17 protein-coding genes are annotated in these 18,519 nt (G+C 62.5%); 8 read left to right on the forward strand and 9 right to left on the reverse strand.

The annotated features are described in order from the left end of the window. Positions 1 to 17 precede the first annotated feature (17 nt). The 3 genes from AB7G19_RS05235 to AB7G19_RS05245 all read right to left on the reverse strand — a co-directional run bounded on the left by AB7G19_RS05235 (position 18) and on the right by AB7G19_RS05245 (position 2,850). Positions 18 to 743 carry an alpha/beta fold hydrolase gene (locus AB7G19_RS05235; protein ID WP_063980865.1) on the reverse strand — a complete coding sequence of 242 codons (726 nt, stop codon included), beginning with the start codon at positions 741 to 743 and terminating at the stop codon, positions 18 to 20. A gap of 113 nt (positions 744 to 856) precedes the next feature. Next, positions 857 to 1,153 (reverse strand): putative quinol monooxygenase, encoded by a 297-nt coding sequence (locus AB7G19_RS05240; protein WP_063980866.1) that lies wholly within the window; start codon positions 1,151 to 1,153, stop codon positions 857 to 859. A 593-nt stretch (positions 1,154 to 1,746) separates the two neighbouring features. Then, a complete protein-coding gene (locus AB7G19_RS05245) occupies positions 1,747 to 2,850 on the reverse strand; it encodes an NADH:flavin oxidoreductase (RefSeq protein WP_425364320.1) in 1,104 nt (367 codons plus the stop codon). On the opposite strand from AB7G19_RS05245, the gene AB7G19_RS05250 reads away from it, so the two are divergent. Next, positions 2,759 to 3,865 (forward strand): LysR family transcriptional regulator, encoded by a 1,107-nt coding sequence (locus AB7G19_RS05250; RefSeq protein WP_231143839.1) that lies wholly within the window; start codon positions 2,759 to 2,761, stop codon positions 3,863 to 3,865. The genes AB7G19_RS05245 and AB7G19_RS05250 overlap by 92 nt on opposite strands. A gap of 72 nt (positions 3,866 to 3,937) precedes the next feature. Here AB7G19_RS05250 and AB7G19_RS05255 read toward each other — a convergent pair whose 3' ends face one another. Together AB7G19_RS05255 and AB7G19_RS05260 are read right to left on the reverse strand one after the other, a co-directional pair. After that, complete coding sequence (locus tag AB7G19_RS05255) at positions 3,938 to 4,447, reverse strand: YkgB family protein (RefSeq protein ID WP_063980869.1); 510 nt, start codon at positions 4,445 to 4,447, stop codon at positions 3,938 to 3,940. Positions 4,448 to 4,492: 45 nt separating this feature from the next. After that, positions 4,493 to 5,029: a carboxymuconolactone decarboxylase family protein gene (locus tag AB7G19_RS05260; protein WP_063980870.1), complete on the reverse strand. Its 537-nt coding sequence runs from the start codon at positions 5,027 to 5,029 to the stop codon at positions 4,493 to 4,495. Positions 5,030 to 5,159: 130 nt separating this feature from the next. Here AB7G19_RS05260 and AB7G19_RS05265 point away from each other — a divergent pair, with 130 nt between their 5' ends. Next, complete coding sequence (locus AB7G19_RS05265) at positions 5,160 to 6,155, forward strand: AraC family transcriptional regulator (RefSeq protein WP_063980871.1); 996 nt, start codon at positions 5,160 to 5,162, stop codon at positions 6,153 to 6,155. Between the two features lie 29 nt (positions 6,156 to 6,184). Here AB7G19_RS05265 and AB7G19_RS05270 read toward each other — a convergent pair whose 3' ends face one another. The 4 genes from AB7G19_RS05270 to AB7G19_RS05285 all read right to left on the reverse strand — a co-directional run bounded on the left by AB7G19_RS05270 (position 6,185) and on the right by AB7G19_RS05285 (position 14,247). After that, the gene (locus tag AB7G19_RS05270; RefSeq protein ID WP_231143840.1) at positions 6,185 to 6,502 is read right to left on the reverse strand and encodes a hypothetical protein; all 318 of its coding nucleotides are present in this window, start codon (positions 6,500 to 6,502) and stop codon (positions 6,185 to 6,187) included. A gap of 111 nt (positions 6,503 to 6,613) precedes the next feature. Beyond that, positions 6,614 to 7,534, reverse strand: coding sequence for a DUF427 domain-containing protein (locus tag AB7G19_RS05275; RefSeq protein WP_063980872.1), 921 nt, complete (start codon positions 7,532 to 7,534; stop codon positions 6,614 to 6,616). Between the two features lie 157 nt (positions 7,535 to 7,691). Further along, positions 7,692 to 13,211, reverse strand: coding sequence for a trifunctional serine/threonine-protein kinase/ATP-binding protein/sensor histidine kinase (locus AB7G19_RS05280; RefSeq protein ID WP_063980873.1), 5,520 nt, complete (start codon positions 13,209 to 13,211; stop codon positions 7,692 to 7,694). Positions 13,212 to 13,719: 508 nt separating this feature from the next. Beyond that, positions 13,720 to 14,247 (reverse strand): YkgB family protein, encoded by a 528-nt coding sequence (locus AB7G19_RS05285; RefSeq protein ID WP_063980874.1) that lies wholly within the window; start codon positions 14,245 to 14,247, stop codon positions 13,720 to 13,722. Between the two features lie 476 nt (positions 14,248 to 14,723). On the opposite strand from AB7G19_RS05285, the gene AB7G19_RS05290 reads away from it, so the two are divergent. The 6 genes from AB7G19_RS05290 (at position 14,724) to AB7G19_RS05315 (ending at position 18,427) form a co-directional block, all read left to right on the forward strand. Then, positions 14,724 to 15,089 carry a response regulator transcription factor gene (locus tag AB7G19_RS05290; protein ID WP_063980875.1) on the forward strand — a complete coding sequence of 122 codons (366 nt, stop codon included), beginning with the start codon at positions 14,724 to 14,726 and terminating at the stop codon, positions 15,087 to 15,089. After that, positions 15,086 to 15,745, forward strand: coding sequence for a sigma-70 family RNA polymerase sigma factor (locus AB7G19_RS05295; protein WP_084794952.1), 660 nt, complete (start codon positions 15,086 to 15,088; stop codon positions 15,743 to 15,745). Before AB7G19_RS05290 ends, AB7G19_RS05295 begins: the two co-directional genes overlap by 4 nt. 56 nt (positions 15,746 to 15,801) lie before the next feature. Next, positions 15,802 to 16,782: an L-histidine N(alpha)-methyltransferase gene (gene egtD / locus AB7G19_RS05300; protein WP_441267735.1), complete on the forward strand. Its 981-nt coding sequence runs from the start codon at positions 15,802 to 15,804 to the stop codon at positions 16,780 to 16,782. 134 nt (positions 16,783 to 16,916) lie between these two features. Further along, entirely contained in the window at positions 16,917 to 17,171 is a 255-nt protein-coding gene (locus AB7G19_RS05305; RefSeq protein WP_063980878.1) for a hypothetical protein, read from the forward strand. Between the two features lie 37 nt (positions 17,172 to 17,208). Further along, a complete protein-coding gene (locus AB7G19_RS05310; protein WP_063980879.1) occupies positions 17,209 to 17,895 on the forward strand; it encodes a sensor histidine kinase in 687 nt (228 codons plus the stop codon). 19 nt (positions 17,896 to 17,914) lie between these two features. Continuing rightward, complete coding sequence (locus tag AB7G19_RS05315; RefSeq protein WP_084794953.1) at positions 17,915 to 18,427, forward strand: YkgB family protein; 513 nt, start codon at positions 17,915 to 17,917, stop codon at positions 18,425 to 18,427. Positions 18,428 to 18,519: the final 92 nt, after the last annotated feature.

Genomic DNA, 18,519 nt, shown 5'->3' on the forward strand with positions numbered 1-18,519 from the left:
GCCCTTTGCGGACGCCGTTACTTCGCTGCTGCGCGGGCGGCCTGTTCGATTGCGTCGGCCACGACTTCAGGGTTGGAGACGGGGACGGCGTGCGAAGCGTTCACCTCGATGACGGTGGAGTGGGCGCGATCGGCTTCGAACTTGTATTCATCGACCGGAATGGCGCGATCCTGCAGCGGCCTGACTTGCCAGCTCGGCTTGCTCGTCCATGCCGCGGATGTCAGCGGTTCGGTTAGGGCCGCCAGGTTCATGGGGCGTTGGCCGGCGAGCATCAGGGCGGCCACGCTCGCGGGCACGTCGGCGGCAACGTTGCTGTGAAACTTGTCGGGCTGGTAGAGGAGATACGTGCCGCTGGTACCGTCGGGCAGGGTGTAAGTGGTCGGCTCGACGGACGTGGGGAATGTGCTGCCGGGGTACCGTTCGAGCAAATGGGTTGCGGCCTCTCCGACCGCGGGCATGATGGAGGCCGCGTAGACAAGGCCCTTGACCTTGGGGTCGTCCCCGGCCTGCGTGATGACGGCCCCGCCATAGGAGTGGGCCGCCAGGATCACGGGCCCCTGGATCTTGTCCAACAGGCTGCGCAGGTACGCGGTGTCGATTGCCGGGCCCAGCAGCGGATTGCCGAAGGCGACGACCGGGTAGCCGTCGCGCTGCAGCCTCTCAATCACTCCATTCCAGATCGACGCGTCTTCGAAGGCCCCGTGCACAAGGACGACAGTGGGCTTGGGCGATTCCTGGTTCATCGTGAGTCCTTTTTCAGGAGAATTAGGGGGAGGTCGCTTCGCTGAAGTGTTCGTTAAGTCGCGTCGCCCAAGCTCATCATCTGCCTTGCAACGAAGAGCCTCGGTAAGACGCTCTATTTCTGGGCGATGACGTGAAGCCGGTGCACCTTGGGAGCTTCGGAAAACAGCTCGCCTGCCTTCGCGAACAGCGCCTTTGCAAGTTCGCCGTTCAAATGCGCGTCTCGTCCAACTTCGTCATTGAACGTGTCGATGATTCCGTAGCGTCCCGGCTCCTCTTCCTTGAGCCCGTACCACGCCGCTATTCCGGCCTCTGCCTTCGCCATCGCGGCGCCCTGCTTCAGGAAAGCTTCGACTTCCGCTTCCTTGCCCCGATTGGCTTTCAACTCGACGAAGAAGGCGAACTTGGCCATGCCATTGATCCTTTCGGTTGCATCCGACTATTGTGCGTCTCTATATAAAATGCGTTTTTATAAAAACACATCAAAGAACGCGTGGGATTGGTTCGCTTTGTCGTGATCGAAGAAAATAATATAGCCGCGTAATTTCAGATACTTGGTGCAAGTCATATTTTCGATAGCGAGTCGTCATCCAGAATGAATTTGAAAATTCATAAGAACTGTATCAGAAGTCTTTTTATGAAATCACCGGTGGTCTCGACCATCACGGCCTTGCCGTCTTCACGGGTCGTGCGGTGAGATGAGCGGTGCCGAAGCGATGATGAGATCGTTGCGGTCACACCCCCGACGACGACTTAGGACCTGCTCGGAGCCTTACCGAGAGGTGGAAGCAAGTGTTGCGCGGTGTGAGGCGATAGCTGCTCGATGGCCGCTCGAAGGTGGGCCGCAGCCTTCGAATGCTCGGGCCCATCGAGCATGCGCAATGCTTCCAGCATGAGCGACAACGCCACCGAGGCATCGGAGATCGCGTCCGTCATGATCGTTCCTTTCGATGCGTGCACGATCTTCAGAGCGTCGGCCCTCGGCATCGACGTCGCGGGACGCGCTCACATCATCAGTTCGGTGTCCTTGATGTCGGCGATGGGGCCGAGGATCGCAGGGTCAAATTCATCCAGAGAGCTGCGGTCCAACAGACGCTTGGGCAGGTCGGGGTTCGCCAAGGCCCCGCGGCCTATCGTGACGACATCGGCGCCATCGTCGAGCGCAGCCACCGCCTGCTCGATGTTGTGCAGGCTGCCATTGGCGAAAATCGTCGCTTTGGGGGCGTAGCGCTTGGCGAGGCGCATCAATGACGGGCCGTCCTCGGCGAAAGCAGGCTTCCACGCCTCAAACTCGGTCACATGGACGAAGTCGGCGCCGGCATCGCCGAGGCTGCCGAAGATGATTTCGGCGTCACGCTCCGCACCCGCCCATTTGTGATGATAGTCGTTCACCTTGCCTTGCGAGATACGGACGCCGACCGGCACCGCGCTCCCGACCTTCGCGCGCACCGCCTTGAAGGTTTCCACGATTAGCCGCACGCGGTTCTCCGTGGCGCCGCCCCAGCGATCGGTTCTGCTGTTGGCGTAGTCGGTCAGGAACTGGTCGAGCAAGTAGCCGTTGGCGCCGTGAATCTCGATGGCGTCGAACCCGGCGACCTGGATCGCTCGCGCAGCCGAGCCCGCGAAGCCGGCGATGGCGTCGGCGATCTGCTCTTCCGTGATGGCTGCCGGCAGTACGTAGCGGTCCTTTCCGTGATAGAATGTCATCTGCTCGCCCTTTGGCTGAATGGCAGACGGGCCCACCGTGCTGTCGCGAAAGCGATTGCCTTGACTGATCGCTCCCGCATGCATCATCTGGGCAATGGCCACCGCTCCGTGCGACTTGATGCCGTTGACGACCGGCTTCCAGGCCATGGCCTGCACTTCGTCGGTCATGCCGGGCTGATGGACGTAGCCCTGCGAGAACGCCTGGTCTGTGTAGATGCCTTCGGTGATGATCGTTCCAAACCCGCCTCGCGCGAACCGCTCGTAGTATCGCGTCATGGTTTCGGTGGCCCGGCCGTCCTGGGTCGCCGTGATGCGCGTCATTGGCGCAACAGCAAGACGGTTCTTCGCGGTACGGCCGTTTATATCGATCGGCGTGAAAAGCGCCTTCGCTTCGCTGTCCATCATTTTTGAATCTCCAGAGCCTTTACCTTCGGGAGTGGCCTCCCTTGCTGGAGATCGATTTAAATCTCGCCGTGAGCCGACAGAAGCCCGGCTGGAAGCTAAGCACTTTATCGATTATCGTTATAAAATGGATTTCGCGGATGTGGCCCTGTTTCGCAGCATCGTGACCGCCGGCAGCCTGTCCGCTGCGGCGCGAGAGATGGGCACGACGCCAATGTTGGTCAGTCGAAGGCTCGCAGCGCTCGAAGCCGAGCTGGGCGCACGCCTGTTTCATCGGACGACGCGCTCGCTATCGCTCACCCCTGAGGGCGAGGCCTTTTTGCCTCACGCCGCCGCCCTGATAGCCGCCCGCGATTCAGCATTCGAGTCCGTGTCGTCCGCCGGCTCGGGGCTCTCAGGTGTGCTCAAGGTCACCGCGCCGAACGTCATCGGCCATGCGGTCATCGTACCCGTCGTGGCCAAGCTGATCGCGGACAACCCGGCGCTTCGGGTCAATCTTGTCCTGAGCGACGATCGCGTCGACATCGCTTCGGTGGGTCTCGACGTTGCGATCCGCGTGGCGCCGATGAAGCCTTCCGACATGATCGCGACAAGACTCGCCGACAATCCCTACATCCTCTGCGCATCGCCAGCCTATATCGCTCGCTTCGGCGAGCCGGCAACGCTGGGCGATCTGGTGAGCCACCCCTGCATCAAGCTTCATGCGATGGAGACCTGGCCGTTCGTACGTGGAGGCGAATTGGAGCAGATCCGGATCGCCGGCCCGCTGTCGGCCAGCACAGTCGACGCTGTTCGAGCGGCTTGTCTTGCGGGCGTGGGGGTCGCCATGATGACCTATTGGGATGTTTACGAGCAGATTGAACGCGGAGAGTTGAAGCGCATCGTTCTGGCGGATGCCGCGCCGGTTGAGCTTGGGATATGGGCGGTTTTCCTGACTCGCGCGCAAATGCCCGTCCGGGTAAGAGCGTTCATTGATGCTCTGCGAAAACGGCTGCTTGCGGGCACACTGCCGTGATCGTCGCGACGTGCAATCGCCGGCGAGCGGGAAAGCTCGCCGGCGACGCGTCGCTGGGCAGAATGCCACCTGTTACCGCGTCAGGCGAACCAGATCCTGCCTTAGCAGATAGAAGGAGACCGCGAGCAGCACGACGTCCTTCATCAGGAAGGGCACGTTGCCCGTCATCGCGGGGAAGCCTCCCGCGGCGACGTCCCAGCCCTCCGGCATGAAGGGAATGATGGTGACGGTCGCGATGAAGGTGCCGGTCGAGCCGAGGGCGCCGAGCACACCAAGCCGGTGGCTCCAGAAGCCCGAGAGCAGCAGCGCGCCGAAGGTCCATTCAGAAACGCCGAGGAAATAGCTGGCGCCGGCATGGCCGAACACGGGATAGAGCCACCAGATCAACGGGCCGTTGCTGATGAACGGGACCAACCGTTCGAACTCGTACGGAAACCACTTCTGGTAACCGAAGAAGAAGAACATGATCACCATCGAGGCGCGGACGACATGGTAGTCGAGATCTTCCGCGAGCAGGCCGGATCCCTGCAGGGCGCGGACGAGAGGATTTTGGGCGGTGTGGGTGTTGGCAAGCGTGGTCATGGTCGTGATCCCTGATGTGAGATGAGCGACGTGGCGGCCGTCGCGTTAGGCGACCGCCGGGAAGTCGATCTCGGTATCGTTGATGCGGTTGAAGACGTTGGTGAACACGGTGGTGGCAAAGGCGAGGCTGATGTCGACGAGCTGCGCGTCGCTGTAGCCGGCGGCCTTAATCGCGACGAAATCCTTGTGGCTGACGGTGCCGCTGGTGCGCGCAAGCTTGTCGACGAAAGCGACCAGCGCATCGCGCTGGGCATCACCGGTGGGCCGGCCATCGCGGATCTGCTTCACAATCTCCGGCGCCAGGCCGACGAGCTTTGCGAGATGGCTGTGGGCGGCGACACAATAGTCACAGCCGGCGGCTTCGCTGATGACGAGCTTGATGATCTCCTTGTCGGACTTGGTCAGTCCGCCGGAGGCGAGCACAGTGTCGGCAGCGAGCACGGCCTTGAGCGCAGCGGGGCCATGGGCGGCGATGGCCGCAAAGGTGTTCGGCACGCTGCCGATCGCCTTCTTGATCTGGGCATAGACCTGGCCGGAGGGGCCGGCGTCAGTTTCGAGGTTCGGGACGGAAAGTCGGGACATGATGGCACTCCGTGTTGGGGTGGTGAACGATTGCGGAGTGACAGTAGGGTCGTGGCATGAGATGTTGAATGCTTGATATGCTTGTATATATGCTCAATCGTCTCAAATGACATACCGAGAGAGGAATACGATGGATTGGCTGAGCCGGCTGTTCGAGATGATGCCGGTGCGCGGCCGTCTGGACCTGCGCTGCTCCTACGGCGCGCCCTGGCGGATCGAGCAGGGGCCGGGCGAGGTCAACGAGATCCCGTACCATGCGGTGCTCGCAGGCTCGGCGGTGCTGGACGATCCGGCGGGAGGCCGGCCGTTGCTACTGGAGGCCGGCGACATTCTGCTGCTGCCGCGCAACCCCCGGCACGTGATGCACGACGGCAGCGGAGCTGCGCCGCTGAAGGCCCGCAACCGCGCCTCACTCAACTTCACGATCAGCGAGAATCCCGGCTCGGACGCGCGGCTCGATCTGCTGTGCGGACATTTTTCGATCGCCCCGCCGCACGACCGGCTGCTGCGCAACTATCTGCCGCCGGTGCTGATCGTGAGGGCCGGCGCGCAGGCCGGAGAGCGGGATACGGCGGGGCAGCTCGCAGGCCTCGTTGCCTTGATGCGCGGCGAGACCGCAGACGATCAGCTGGGTGGCCGCGCGATGCTGAACGCGTTGTCGACGGCGATGTTCGCGCTCGTACTGCGCCTCGCCAGCGAGACCGGGGACGCGCCACGCGGGCTGCTTGCGCTCGCAGGTCACCCGCGCCTCGCGCCGGTCGTCGCGGCCATGTTCAATGCGCCCGCGCGCGCATGGACGCTGCCCGAGCTCGCGCAGCTCGCCAACATGTCGCGTGCGACACTCGCCCGTCAATTCCAGGAGAAGGTCGGACGTTCGCCGAGCGAGCTGCTGACCGACATCCGCATGACGCTGGCAACGAACGAACTGAGGAAATCCTCGCTCTCGACCGGAGCGGTGGCTGAAGCGGTCGGATATCTGTCCGAGGCGGCATTCCAGCGGGCTTTCAAGAGCCACATGGGCATCACTCCCGCGCAATGGCGAAAGGCTGCGCAGTCGCCTGCGACGATTGACGAGCTGGAGCTGGCGAAGAGCGCCGAGGCGGCATCGGGTGTCGAGAATGCCTAGGCCGGCGCGCGTGAGGTGGCCGGGCTAGCTCAACATCCGCGGCAGATGATGAGCTTGCGATCCAGCATCTGATCGCGCTGCTGCTGCTCGCGCTCCCAGGCCGACAGGGCATCTGATTGAGGCGCGTCGGCCCGGCTCGGCTGACGGTGGCCGACCGGAGCGAGCCAGGGCAGGCGCGACGTCGGCTCGACCGAGGCGAAACGCGCGGCGGCCCGCGACGGCAGATCGGGGAGGACGTCGCGAGAGCTGTTCCGGTCGGAAGCATGTGCGGGCGACAGCAGGCCGATCAGGAGAAGGCCCGCAAAAGTGGAGCGGATCGAGCGTGTCTGGTTCGAACGATGGGACATTGTGGCGCTCCCGTAGCGGAGGCTCGGGATGAGCGGCTCCGTTGAGGGCCACAATAGTCGTGGACGCGAAAGGCTGAATGCTGCGCGATCTCGAAGATATGCTCGTTCGTCTCACGAGCGTCGATGGAGGGGACTGGTTGCAGCTTCAGCGGGCTGGCCACCAGGCGTTGGCTCGGCGACCACCTCGGCGATGTCAAGATTACGATCGGGGCCGTGTGGAACCACTAATTGGCCGGGTTCGAGACGCAGCTGCGTGCCATCGAGATGGACCGTCACGATGTCCGGCTCGAACGATACAAAACTGGAGATGCGCCGGACTTCGGGATAGGCGTCGGGATACGACCATGCCGCCTGGCGCGCGTCTCCGATGGAGTAATAGCTGCAGAGGCCCTTGTACGGGCAGAAGGTCTGGAGCTTGACCGGAGTGAGGGCAGACTCATCGATGTCGGCACGAGGAACATACCAACGCGGTGCAAAGCCGGACTCATAAAGGACCAGCGGCCGCCTTGTATCGGCTATGACCTGGCCCTGGTGGTTGACCACCAGGTTACGAGAGGTCTGGCGGATGTCGATGCGGTGATAGGGATCGGCGGCATGGCCCACGATGCGTTCGTCTTCCTCGTAGAAGGCATCCATGGCCCGCCAGGCAAAAGCGATCAGACCCTGCAAATCGCCTGCATGGGCGGGCAGGTCGGTGTGCCGCCATGCTCCGCGCGCCGCGATGTGTTGCTCGTCGACCCGAACGCTGTACCAGGACGTCGGCCCAAGATCGGCGTGTTGAGTGATGTGCTCGGTGGGTTCCAGCACATGTGGGGAAACATCGGCCTCCGGGAAATAGGCGACGGGATAACGGCCCGGTTCGAAAAGCAGGAGCACCCGCTCGCTATCGGCGATCCAGCTTCCCCCAAAGCGCACGCGGATGCGGCGGCGTAACGGTTCGACGTACAGGAGTCGCTTGGGCAGCGGCTCGGGGACGAGAAAGCGGCCGATTGCTCCCGTTGAAAGCGGGCCTTGTTGCCAGGACAGTCCCAATTGATCTCTCCCTGCAGCACGCCGTCGATGGCGGATCTGTTCCGGCCCGTGCTTGGCTTCGCCGGCGCGATCCGATGGCTATATTTCGTCCGCGGCCCGGCCTTGGTTACAGGTCATCCCACCAATTTTGCGGCGTGATGACGCCAGCCGAGATGATTCAACCAACCGTAAAGCCGTCATCGATCGGAACAGTGAACTGGAAGACGGCGCCGCGCGGTTCGTTTGCGGTCGCCCAGAGCCTGCCGCCATGCGCCACGATGATCGAACGGCATATCGACAGTCCGACACCGAGGCCGCCCGATTTGGTCGTGTAGAAGGGTTCGAACAGCCGCGCGAGGCTCTCCGCAGACAAGCCCGGTCCCGAATCCGTGATCGATACGCGTATGCTCTCGGCATCTGCTCTCGCGGTCTGGATCAACAGCTCGCGCTTGCCCCCCGTTGTCTCGCTCATGGCCTCGATGGCGTTCAGGATCAGGTTGAGCGTGACCTGCTGCAGCTCGACGCGATCCCCGATGACCTTGGGCAGACGATCGGCGAATATCGTCTGGATCGACACATCGTGCCGCGCTGCTTCAGCCTGCGTGAGTTCGATGACTTGGCCGATGACGCTGTTGATCGCCAGGGAATCCCGTTTGGGCGGTGATTTTTTGACGAGATCCCGGATTCGCTCAATGACCTCGCTGGAGCGGATGCCGTTCTCGATGGCGCGTGTCAGCGCCCTGCGCGTCTGCTCCAGTGCCGGTGGTTGGTGATCGAGCCAGCTCAAGGCCGCTTGCGCGCTGGCGATGACGGCGGTGTTCGGCTGATTGACCTCGTGGGCGATCGACGCCGTCAGCTGTCCCATCACCGCCACGCGGTTGGCGTGGGCCAGCTCCATCTGAGCCACGCGGTAACGCTGCTCGTTCTCGCGTGCCTCGGTTTCGGCGCGCTTGCGCTCGCTGAGATCCAGCACGAAGGCAACGCCTTGCTCCTGCTCGTCGTCGAACAAGGCTCCGCCGGTCAGCACCGGCACCCGGCTGCCGTCCTTGCGGAAGAACGCCTTTTCGAACGGGTGGACAACCCGCGTCGCCTTCAATTCGGCCCGGGCGCGGTCGGTGCGCTCCTGCCATTCGGGCGGCGTCAGATCTGCCCAGCGCAACCGGCCCGCGGCGAGATCCTCGCGATCATATCCCATGGTCTTCAGGAACGCGTCGTTGGCATCGAGGATGTCGGGGGTGTGATCGAAGATGAAGATCCCGATGATGTTGGCCTCGACCAGCCGGCGGATCCGCGACTCCCGCTCCTGAAGCTCCCGGTACAGACGGGCATTGTCGAGCGAGGTCGCAGCCTCGGATGCGAGAAACTTGAGGATCGCGATCCGGGCGGGTGTGAAGACGCGCGAGGCGAGATTGTTCTCCAGATACAGAAATGCCACCGCCCTGCCTTGCTTGACGAGCGGCACGCACAAGGCTGATCGGACGTGCTTCTTCTGGATGTATTCGTCGCCGCCGAACGCGCTGCTCGTCGAGGCATCGTCGAGCACGACGCTTTCCTGGGTGCGAGCCGTGTAAAGGACGATCGACATCGGGACTTCAGCGGCGGAGATCGGTGAATCGGCGAGATCGAGAGCGATCAAACCGCCGCCTGTCACCGCGTCCGCCCGAATTCTCAGCTCGGAACCCCTCGGTAAAATCAGCACGCCACGTTCCGCACCCGCGTGCTCGATGGCCGAACGAAGCAGGGTCTCCGTGAGCTTCTCCAGCACGATCTCGCCTGAAACAGCCTCCGACACCTTGAGAACCGTCGCAAGGTCCAGCTGCTCGACAGGTGCTCCGATCGTCCCTGCGGCGCTGAGCGCGGATCCTCTCTCCCGCAGGTTCGGATGGAGTTTCTCGAGCTGGCTCACCTTCGCCTCGGCGCCCCAGCGCGCGTAGCAATCGCGCGCTTTTGTCAGGTAGGACAAGACAACCGTTCGAATGCCGCGCGCCTCGTAGAACCCTGCTGCGCGTTCCGCAGCGATCGCCTCGATCTGCGCGAATCCGGATTCTTGCGCCAATCGGATCGATTCCTCGTAGAGCTGTTCCGCCTCGAGTTCGCGGCCTTCGATGCGCGCAAGTTCCGCCGCGACGAGCTTCTGCCGGGCAGCGTAATTCGCGGGGCAGCGGTTGGACCAGACTGTCAGCTTGCGGTGGTGTTCCCGGAGGTCGCCGAGGCGCCGCTCGCGATCCTCGGGGCGTGATGCGTGATAAGCCCCGGCATGAGCGAGTGCCGTGTAGAACCGGTATTCGGTGAAATCCGAATAAGAGCGGACGCACCATGAGAGCGCTTCTGCGCGTGCGGCGAGGGCAATCGCGACATCGTCACGTCCGGCAATGACTTCGATCTGAATTTGCGTCGCGTAGTAGAAGAAGGCGCTTATCGGTTCGCTCGCATCCGAGGGCTGAAGCGCCGCGGGGCTCTCGAAGTCATTCCGGCCATCGCGCCCCATAAGGCTCTGCGCCAGATCTCGTTGCCTGATGAGGCCCTCCGCAGCCAATCGGACGCCCAGACCCTCGGCGAATGCCAGGGACCGCTCGGCGCGCGAGCAGACGTCCGTGAGCGGATCGCCGCAGAAGAGATCCACCGATATCAGTCCGCGATGCGAATACGCCGCGAATGCCAGATCTCCGGTCGTCAAGCAGATCGCAAGAGCGCGCCGAATGAACGGCCGTCCCGATCGGATCGGGAGAATCCATGGGGTCACGTGAAGGCCGAATACCAAAAGCGCCCGGCCGCTCAGCCCTGTCTGCGGCTGCCTGTCAGCAAGGGCTGCGCCAAATTGCGATAGCCGGAATCCAAGTTCAGCATCGGTTGAATTGCTCGCGAGCACGCCGAATATGGCGGTCAGCGGGTAGCACGCTTCAGGGCTGGTCCCGTGCTGGAGCGTCAGTCGAGTGGCCTCCAAGAGCATGGTGTCGGAGAGGTTGCGATCGGTGAGAAACGCAGGCGTGAGGAGGTCGGCCAGGACGCCCATGGTCGCACGATGATCCGGATCGGTCATCGGCGGTAGCGCATGAAGCTGCTCGTCGGACAGCTTTTCGGTCAAGCTCCGCAGGCGTCGCCGATCCTCGTCCACCTCGCTGCGGCTGGGATGAGGAGACCAGTCAATCCCGGTTCTGCGCAAAAATGCGAGGCAAACGTCGACCGCGCGCTCGAGCTGTCCCGCGGTGGTGTATAGCTGCGCCTGGAGTCTGGCGACCTCGGCGCTCGCCTGAATGTCCGAACAGCTCTGCGACAGGACCGTCAATTCCGCTTCCGCCGTGTTCAGCTCGCCGAGCAGGAATTTGCATTCGGCGTGGAGCAGGCCGATCGCGAAGGCGTCCCGGCTGCACCGCGGATGCCCTTCCTCCCCGAGCAGTTCGCGGGCGATTTCAAGGTAGGTTGCCGCCGCGTGGTAGGCCGTTGCATTTCGCGCGCGCCGGCCCGCGGCGAGATTGACGGCAATGACCTGTTCGCGTTCAGCGCCGTTGGTCAGAGCGGCGATGCCGCGGTTCAGCTGGTTGGCAACGATATAGACGCGCTCGTTGGTTTCGTCGGGCGTCAGCTGCGCTGCCAGGACCAGACCGATCCGAAGGTGCAGGGCCGTTCGCCTGTCCTGGTCCGGTTGAAGCGCATAAGCGGCCTCTTGCACGCGATCGTGGACGAACGCGTAAGAGCTCTTGAGGCGTCGGACCAGTTCGAGACGCGTCGCGTCTCGCAGATCCGCGTGCAGCGTCTGCTCCGATGCTCCGTGCACGAGGCAGAGCGTTGCGATCTCGGCGCTGTTGCCCAGGCAGGCCAGCTCCAGCAGGGCCCGACGTGTCTCGTCGCGCAAACCGCTCAGCTTGCCGACCATGAGGCGCGCGACGTTTTCGGCGTAGCTTTTTTCCTTGATGCGTTCGAGATCCCAGCGCCACTGTCGCTTGTCATGATCGAAGGTCAGTAGGTTTTCTTCGGCCAGTGCCCGCAGAAACTGCGTGAGAAAGAACGGATTCCCGTTCGTCTTCTCGTATATCAGCTGCGCCAGGGGCATGGCGTATGCCGGCTCGCAGTGAAGTGCATCCGCGGTGAGTTCCTCGACGGCAGCGCGGGTGAGGGGTGCCAGGTCGATTTCCCGCACCCGTTTACGGGAGGCGCGAATTTCGACGAGCCGTTGTGCCAGCGGATGTTTGACGTCGACATCCTTGCGTCGAAAGGCGGCGATGAGAAGCAGATTTTGCAGGTCGGATCTGTTCAGAAGAAACGCGATCAGATCAAGTGTGGCCACGTCGAGCCACTGCAGGTCGTCGAAGAAAAGCACGAGCGGATGGTGAGGTTTGGCGAAGATGCCAATGAAGCGTCGAACGACGAGTTGGAAGCGTCGCTGTGCGTCTTGCGGGGGAGCCTCCGGGACAGGCGGTTGATCCCCGATCACCAGCCGCAGCTCCGGTACGAGATCCACCATCAGCTGACCGAGCTGGCCCAGCGCTTCGTGCAGTGCGTTACGCCAGGGTGCCAGATCGGCATCGCTCTTGGCGAGGAGGCCTCGGATAAGGCCTTGGAGCGCATGCGCGAGCGTCGCGTAAGGCATATCGCGCTTGTGCTGATCGAACTTGCCGGAGGCGAAGAACCCTCCCAACGGGACCAAGGCCTTGTGCATTTCGTCGACGAAAGCGGACTTGCCGATACCGGAGGGGCCGGACACCAGGATCAACTCGGGCGTGCCGCTCCGGGTGACGCGATCGAACGAGGTGAGCAACGCCTCGATCTCGTGCTCCCTGCCGTAGAGCCGTTCGGGAATCAGCAGGCGGTTCGGTGTATCGGTTTGGGCCAGGACGAAATCATCGATTCGTCCCTGCGCTTCCCATTCGGCGAGTGACCGTTCCAGGTCGCTCTTGAGACCGGCTGCGGTCTGGTAGCGGTCCTCGGCCGTCTTGGCGAGGAGCTTCATGATGATCGCCGACACGGCATAAGGCACGCCATTGACTCGTTCGGCGGGCGGAACGGCACGTCTCGCGATGTGGCTGTGCACCCATTCCATCGGACTGGCCGCGGTGAACGGCAGTGCGCCCGTCAGCATCCGGTAGAACGTCACGCCGATTGCGTACAGATCGCTGCGGGAATCGACGGACCGATTCATGCGGCCGGTCTGCTCGGGCGCCATGTAGGCCAGCGTGCCCGCCATGGTCTCCGGTGGTTCGAGCTGCTGTCGCTCGCGCGGCAGGCGAGATGCGAGGCCGAATCCGGTGATCCTGACCTCGTCTGCCCCGGTCACCAGAAGATTGGCCGGCTTCAAATCCTTGTGGACCAGGCCCTGCCGATGCAGCTGGTCGACGGCGGTGGTGATGCCGAGAGCCAATCGCAAGAAATGGTCCAGCTTCATCGGCGCGCCGAGCAACTGCTCGAGCGGCTCGCTGCCGGGATCTTCCAATATCAGCAAGGTTCGACCACCGTCGCGAATCAGCTCCAGCGGCCGTACGGCCCAGGTCCCATCGAGCTCGTCGCGCAAGGCGTATTCATGGGCGAGCCGGTCGAGGACCGCGGCCGGCGGATGTTCCGTCGCCGCCCTTACGGTCAGGACACTGTTGACATCGCCATCGGCGCCCCGGCGCCATTCGCGACAAAAGACGCGCTCGCCGTCGTCCCATGACGCTTTGAGACCGGCATTGCCGTTCGTGGATACCCGCGAGGATACGTGCATCTGCCGGACTCCGGAACTAGCCGGCCAGTCGATTGAAAAGGAGGGAAAGGTGCTCACCTGTCCCGTCCGGGAACGTACTCCCAACGCCAATCCCCAACAATAGCCGGGATCGGAGCCATGGCATGAGCCACATTCGGATTTCGGGGCGTGGCTCAACCAACCGCAAAGCCGTCATCGATCGGCACGGTGAACTGGAAGACGGCTCCGCGCTGCTGGCTTCAGGCTGTTCACTCTGCGAATAACCTGGCTGAAGTTCAGACCCTCCAGCTTTGAGCGTGGGGGAATTGCGGGATTCTTCGAAAGGTCATTCAGCGAGGACAGTTTCAAGATCTGTAAGCCGTCGCCGCAAACCTACGCTCAAATGGAGAATGAACTTGGCGTCCCCTCGCAGCTCTGCATGATCGCCTGCCACGCCTGGGATACGCGTAGCGCCGTGGCGGCCGGCTGGGAAGCTGCGTTCATCGGGCGGCCCGGCACGCTGATCCTGCTCTTCCAGTGCCAACCGGCACTATTGCATCGCTTCCTGTCGAACAATCCCGTTCTGAGCCGGTGACACGTCGGCTGCTGCCCGGAGGAGGTCACGCTTGAGCAGATAGACGGAAGCCGCAAGCAGTACGACATCCTTCATGAGGAAGAGGAACGGCAACGTGGCCGCAGGAAATCCGCCGGCCGGCGCGGGCCAGGCATCGGGGAAAAACGGAATGATCGTCACGGTGGCGACATAGGTCGCGCATGAACCCAGCGATCCCAAAATCGCCACTCTTCTGCTCCAGAAGCCGAGCAGAAGAAGCAATCCAAACAACAATTCCGCTGAACCCAGGAAGTAGGCCGCGCCGCGCACGCCAAACACCGGATACAGCCAGAAGATCAGCGGACCATTGCTGATGAACGGAATCAACGCGTGCGCTTCGTAGTCGAACCATTTCTGGCAGCTGAAGACGAAGAAGACGACGATCATCGCCACACGCGTGACATGGTAGTCAAAATCGCCTCTGACCAGATCGAGCTCGGACAGCTTCTTTATGAGATGGTCCATCTGATGTCGTCTCATCCTCGAGGTCGCGGATTGGCGCCAAGGGCGGCGTCGACGTCTGTCGCGATCTGAACGGTAGCCAAGCTTCGAAGGGCGCGCTGTGCGCGGGTTATCGTGCATTTCTCAAACTTGCGCTGTTCGGCCGCAGGCGACCGGGATCGGCGTGGCCTGACATCGCGTCGCCCTCGGTGGCTCGCTCTTGGCGCCGCAAACCCATACCAAAGTATGGGTCTGTGCATCACAATCGCGAGATTGTCGGAGGCACCCACCGAACGCATGCTCGAGGCCGACATGCGCAACCGATCCTGGCGCAGCTACTGGATTTTCCTCAGTTGGGGAGACCGAACATGTGCCTCTCGCGAACAAGCATCGAACGTCACGACAGCAGCCGCCTGGTCAACTGGAGAGCGGCTTGCGCTTCAATCGCCCGTGTTGCGATCGCGTTTCGATGATGATCGCGTCTTGCGAGGGTAAGTCAGGTGAAGGTCCCTTACGTAGGTGTCGTCGATGACGACGAGGCCCTGTGCCTGTCTTTGGTGGATCTGATGCGATCGATCGGCTACCGCTCCGAGCCGTTTGACAGGGCCGAAGCGCTGCTGAGCTACGCCGGCCGGTTCAGCTTCGACTGCATCATTGCCGACGTTCACATGCCTGGAATGGGTGGGCTCAACCTCGTTCGCGAGCTCCAGCAGCAGAAGGTCGGAGCGCCGGTGATTCTCATTACCGCGCTTCCTCACAAGCAGCTGGACGCCGAAGCGGCCTCGATCGGCGCATTCTGCCTTCTCAGAAAGCCGTTCGAAACGAGCGCGCTGCTTGAGTGTCTCGACAGGAGCCTTCGAAGATGAAAGCGCTCTCGGCTGACGACATCACGTCCTCTATGGCGACGCAATCGTCTGGCGGCGACGATCCGGGGCGTGCACGCCCCCGGGGGGATATGGATTCGCCGCGACATGATCGCCGGAGGGCGGCCCGTTGGGAGAGATGGAACGATTGTTCGGAGCGATGGGGCCGGCTTCTGCTTGCGGCGCGAGCAGGGGATGGAGACGCATATGAGCGATTGCTGCGGGAGCTGGATCTGTGGCTTCGGGCTTACTACGCGCGCCGGCTTCCCTATCCCGCCGCCGACGATGCGAGGCAGGAGGTGCTCCTGGCCATTCACGCGAAACGCCACACGTTCGCGGCCTCGAAGCCCTTCGGCGCCTGGGTTACGGCGATTGCCCGCTACAAATGGGTCGATCGCGTGCGCGATGCGTCTCGCTACAGCGCGCTCGCGCTCGACGAAGACATCGCAATCGAGGATCACGAAGGTGCCGCGATCAGCGCTGCTGCGCTGGACCAGCTGCTTGGCCGGTTGAAGCCTGCGCAAGAGACCGTGATCCGCCTCGTGAAGCTTAATGGTCTGAGCATCGCGCGAGCGGCCGGTGCGACCGGACAGTCGGCGGCCCTGGTCAAGATCAATATCCATCGCGGCCTGAAGAAATTGTCCACATTGGTATCCTGACGTCATTGCGGCCGCGGGCCGGGCCGACCGAGACGTCGTGCGAAGGAAAGCCGAAATTGCTTCAACTCCAGAACGAAATGCGATCTACGGTGGCCGACCTGACGGCGGCGTTCCGCTATGACATCATGGAAGGGCTGAGCCTCGCGCCAAAGGCAATTCCGGCGAGATGGCTTTATGACCGCCGCGGATCGGCTCTGTTTGAAGCCATCACGCTGCTGCCCGAATACTACCCGACACGAACCGAGCGATCGATCCTTGCGTCCGCAGCATCGGAAATCGCCGCGCTCGCGGGGCCGGGCCGCGCAGTCATAGAATTCGGCTCAGGCTCGTCGGCAAAGACGCGACTGTTGCTGGCAGAGACGGAGCCTTCTGCCTATGTGCCGATCGACATCTCGGGCGAATTCCTCCGGGAGGTTGCGGTAGGCTTGTCGCATGCATTCCCGGGACTGCCGATCTATCCAACCGAGGCCGATTTCACCTATCCCTTTGCGCTGCCGGACGAGATTGCCTCGACTGCGCGCCTCGGCTTCTTTCCGGGGTCGACGATCGGAAACCTCACTGTGCCTGCGGCGGTCGACCTGTTGCGGGCGATGGCGGTGACCCTGGGTGCCGGATCGATGCTGCTGATCGGCATCGACCGTATCAAGGATCAGGATGTTCTGCTGCCAGCATATGACGACGCGCAAGGGCTGACGGCCGCATTCAATCTCAACCTCTTGCACCGGATCAACCGCGAGCTGGGCGGCTCGATTCCCCTGGGCGCGTTTCGCCATTTGGCGCGCTGGAATGATGCGGAGGCGCGTATCGAGATGCATCTGGAAGCCACGCGCGACGTCCGCTTCGAGGTCGACGGTCGCGTCTTCTCGTTGTCGAAGGGCGAGACCATCCACACGGAGAACAGCCTCAAATACGGGCGGAGGGATGCCTTCGTCCTGCTGCAGGCCGGCGGATGGCATCCCGTCGCCGATTGGACTGACGACAGCGGGCTCTTCTCGGTCATTCTCGCGGAGCAAAGGCCCGCGCCGGCGGCACCCTAGGATGAATCGGGGCGCAGACGGAATCATTTCCAACAATATCGCCTCAATCGGCGCAATCCACGAACAGCGAGGCTCGTACACATGCTGCATAATGTGCGCGTCATCACGGCAATCAACTGCGTTGAGGCGCGACCATGCAACTCCGTTCATCCCTCATCCTGAGCTTCGCCGCCATTCCTCTAACCGCCCTGGCAGATCCGCTCCCGGCGCCGTCGCCGAAAGCGCCGAGCCCGGCTGAGACCGTCCAGGTGCAGCCGCGCGGCAATGAATTCATGCCGAATTCAGTCGCCGAGGATGCGTTGCAGAAGCGCATTACCGACTTCAACCGGAAACTGGAAGGTCTGGACGCAGATCTCGACAAGAAGCTGAAAATCTGCCGCGGATGTTGATCGAAATCCGGTTCAGCAAACAGCGATAGGTCTGCACATGAGGCACACTGTCACCGGTTCGTTCCACGACGGCGGAAGCGGGTGCGCGCACTTTGAGCGGATCGCCCCGATCCGGGATGACGAGCTCGAGCTTGTCGTCAGGGAATTGCAGCATCGCATGCGCAATATCCTCAGCATCGTTCTGTGCTTCGTGAACAACACCGATGCGAATACGACCGCCGATTTTCGCGAGGCGCTCTCGGCACGGATCGCGACCCTGTCCGACGCCTACAGGATGATCGAATCCGCGGGAGAGCAGCGCGTGTCTCTCGCGGCGATGCTGGAGCGAACGCTCAAGCCGCACGCGATGTTTCACAGAGGCCGCATTCTGCTCGCGGGGCCGGACCTCACACTGGAGCCGCACATCGCCTTGGCGCTGCACGTCATCATTCACGAGCTGGTTACCAACGCGAGCAAGTACGGCGCGCTGACATCGACGGCAGGAGCCGTCGAGGTGATCTGGGAAAGCCCGCCCTATCTCGGCGGACAAGGTCTTGCGATCCAGTGGCGCGAGCGCGGCGGACCGATTGTGACCAAGCCAGTACGCAAGGGCTTTGGCACGCAACTGATCGCAAGGGCCCTGCCGGGCGCGCAGGTCGATCTCGACTTCGCACCCGACGGCCTTGTCTGCCGGCTTCTGATCGATCTCGGTCAGGCGCTGACCGCGCAAGGGCCTGTCAGTTAGGATCAGGAGGATCGGCACCATGAGTACATTGGCGAGAGCCCAGCGCAAATCGTTCGCAAGCAGGCTGCCGATATCGGGGCTGCTTGCGGGAGACCTCGATTACCACATCGTCCGGGCGTCGATGGTGATCCTGTTCTTCTTCTTCGGCTACCAGAAATGGTGGGCGTACGAGGCGGACCGCCTGGACCCCTTCATCAGCAACGGTCCGCTGATCTGGTGGCTCTATCCCGCGTTCGGCCATCAAGGCGCCAGCTGGTTCCTCGGCGTCGCCGAATGGACCTTTGGTGCTTTGATATTCGCGGGCTTCTGGAGCAAGCGGCTCGGCATTCTGGGCGCCCTTGGATCGACCGGTACCTTCATCGCAACAGTCACGATCATTCCGTTTATGCCGGACGGTTGGGACGCTGCTGCAGGCGGCTTTCCGGCGATGACGGGTAACGTTCCGTTCCTGATGAAGGATGTCGTGCTGCTTGCGGTATCGTTGTATCTGCTGAAGCAAGATGCGGCCCGTGTCCTGAGACCTGAGGCTTGAGATACATGGCAAGGCAGATGCAGATCATGGCCAGCGCGAGAATGGGATAGTGCAACGAGACGGCCGCCGCGGCGAGGAAGCCGAACAGGGTG

Source organism: Bradyrhizobium sp. 215_C5_N1_1 (assembly GCF_052075935.1).
Taxonomy (GTDB): Bacteria; Pseudomonadota; Alphaproteobacteria; order Rhizobiales; family Xanthobacteraceae; genus Bradyrhizobium; species Bradyrhizobium barranii.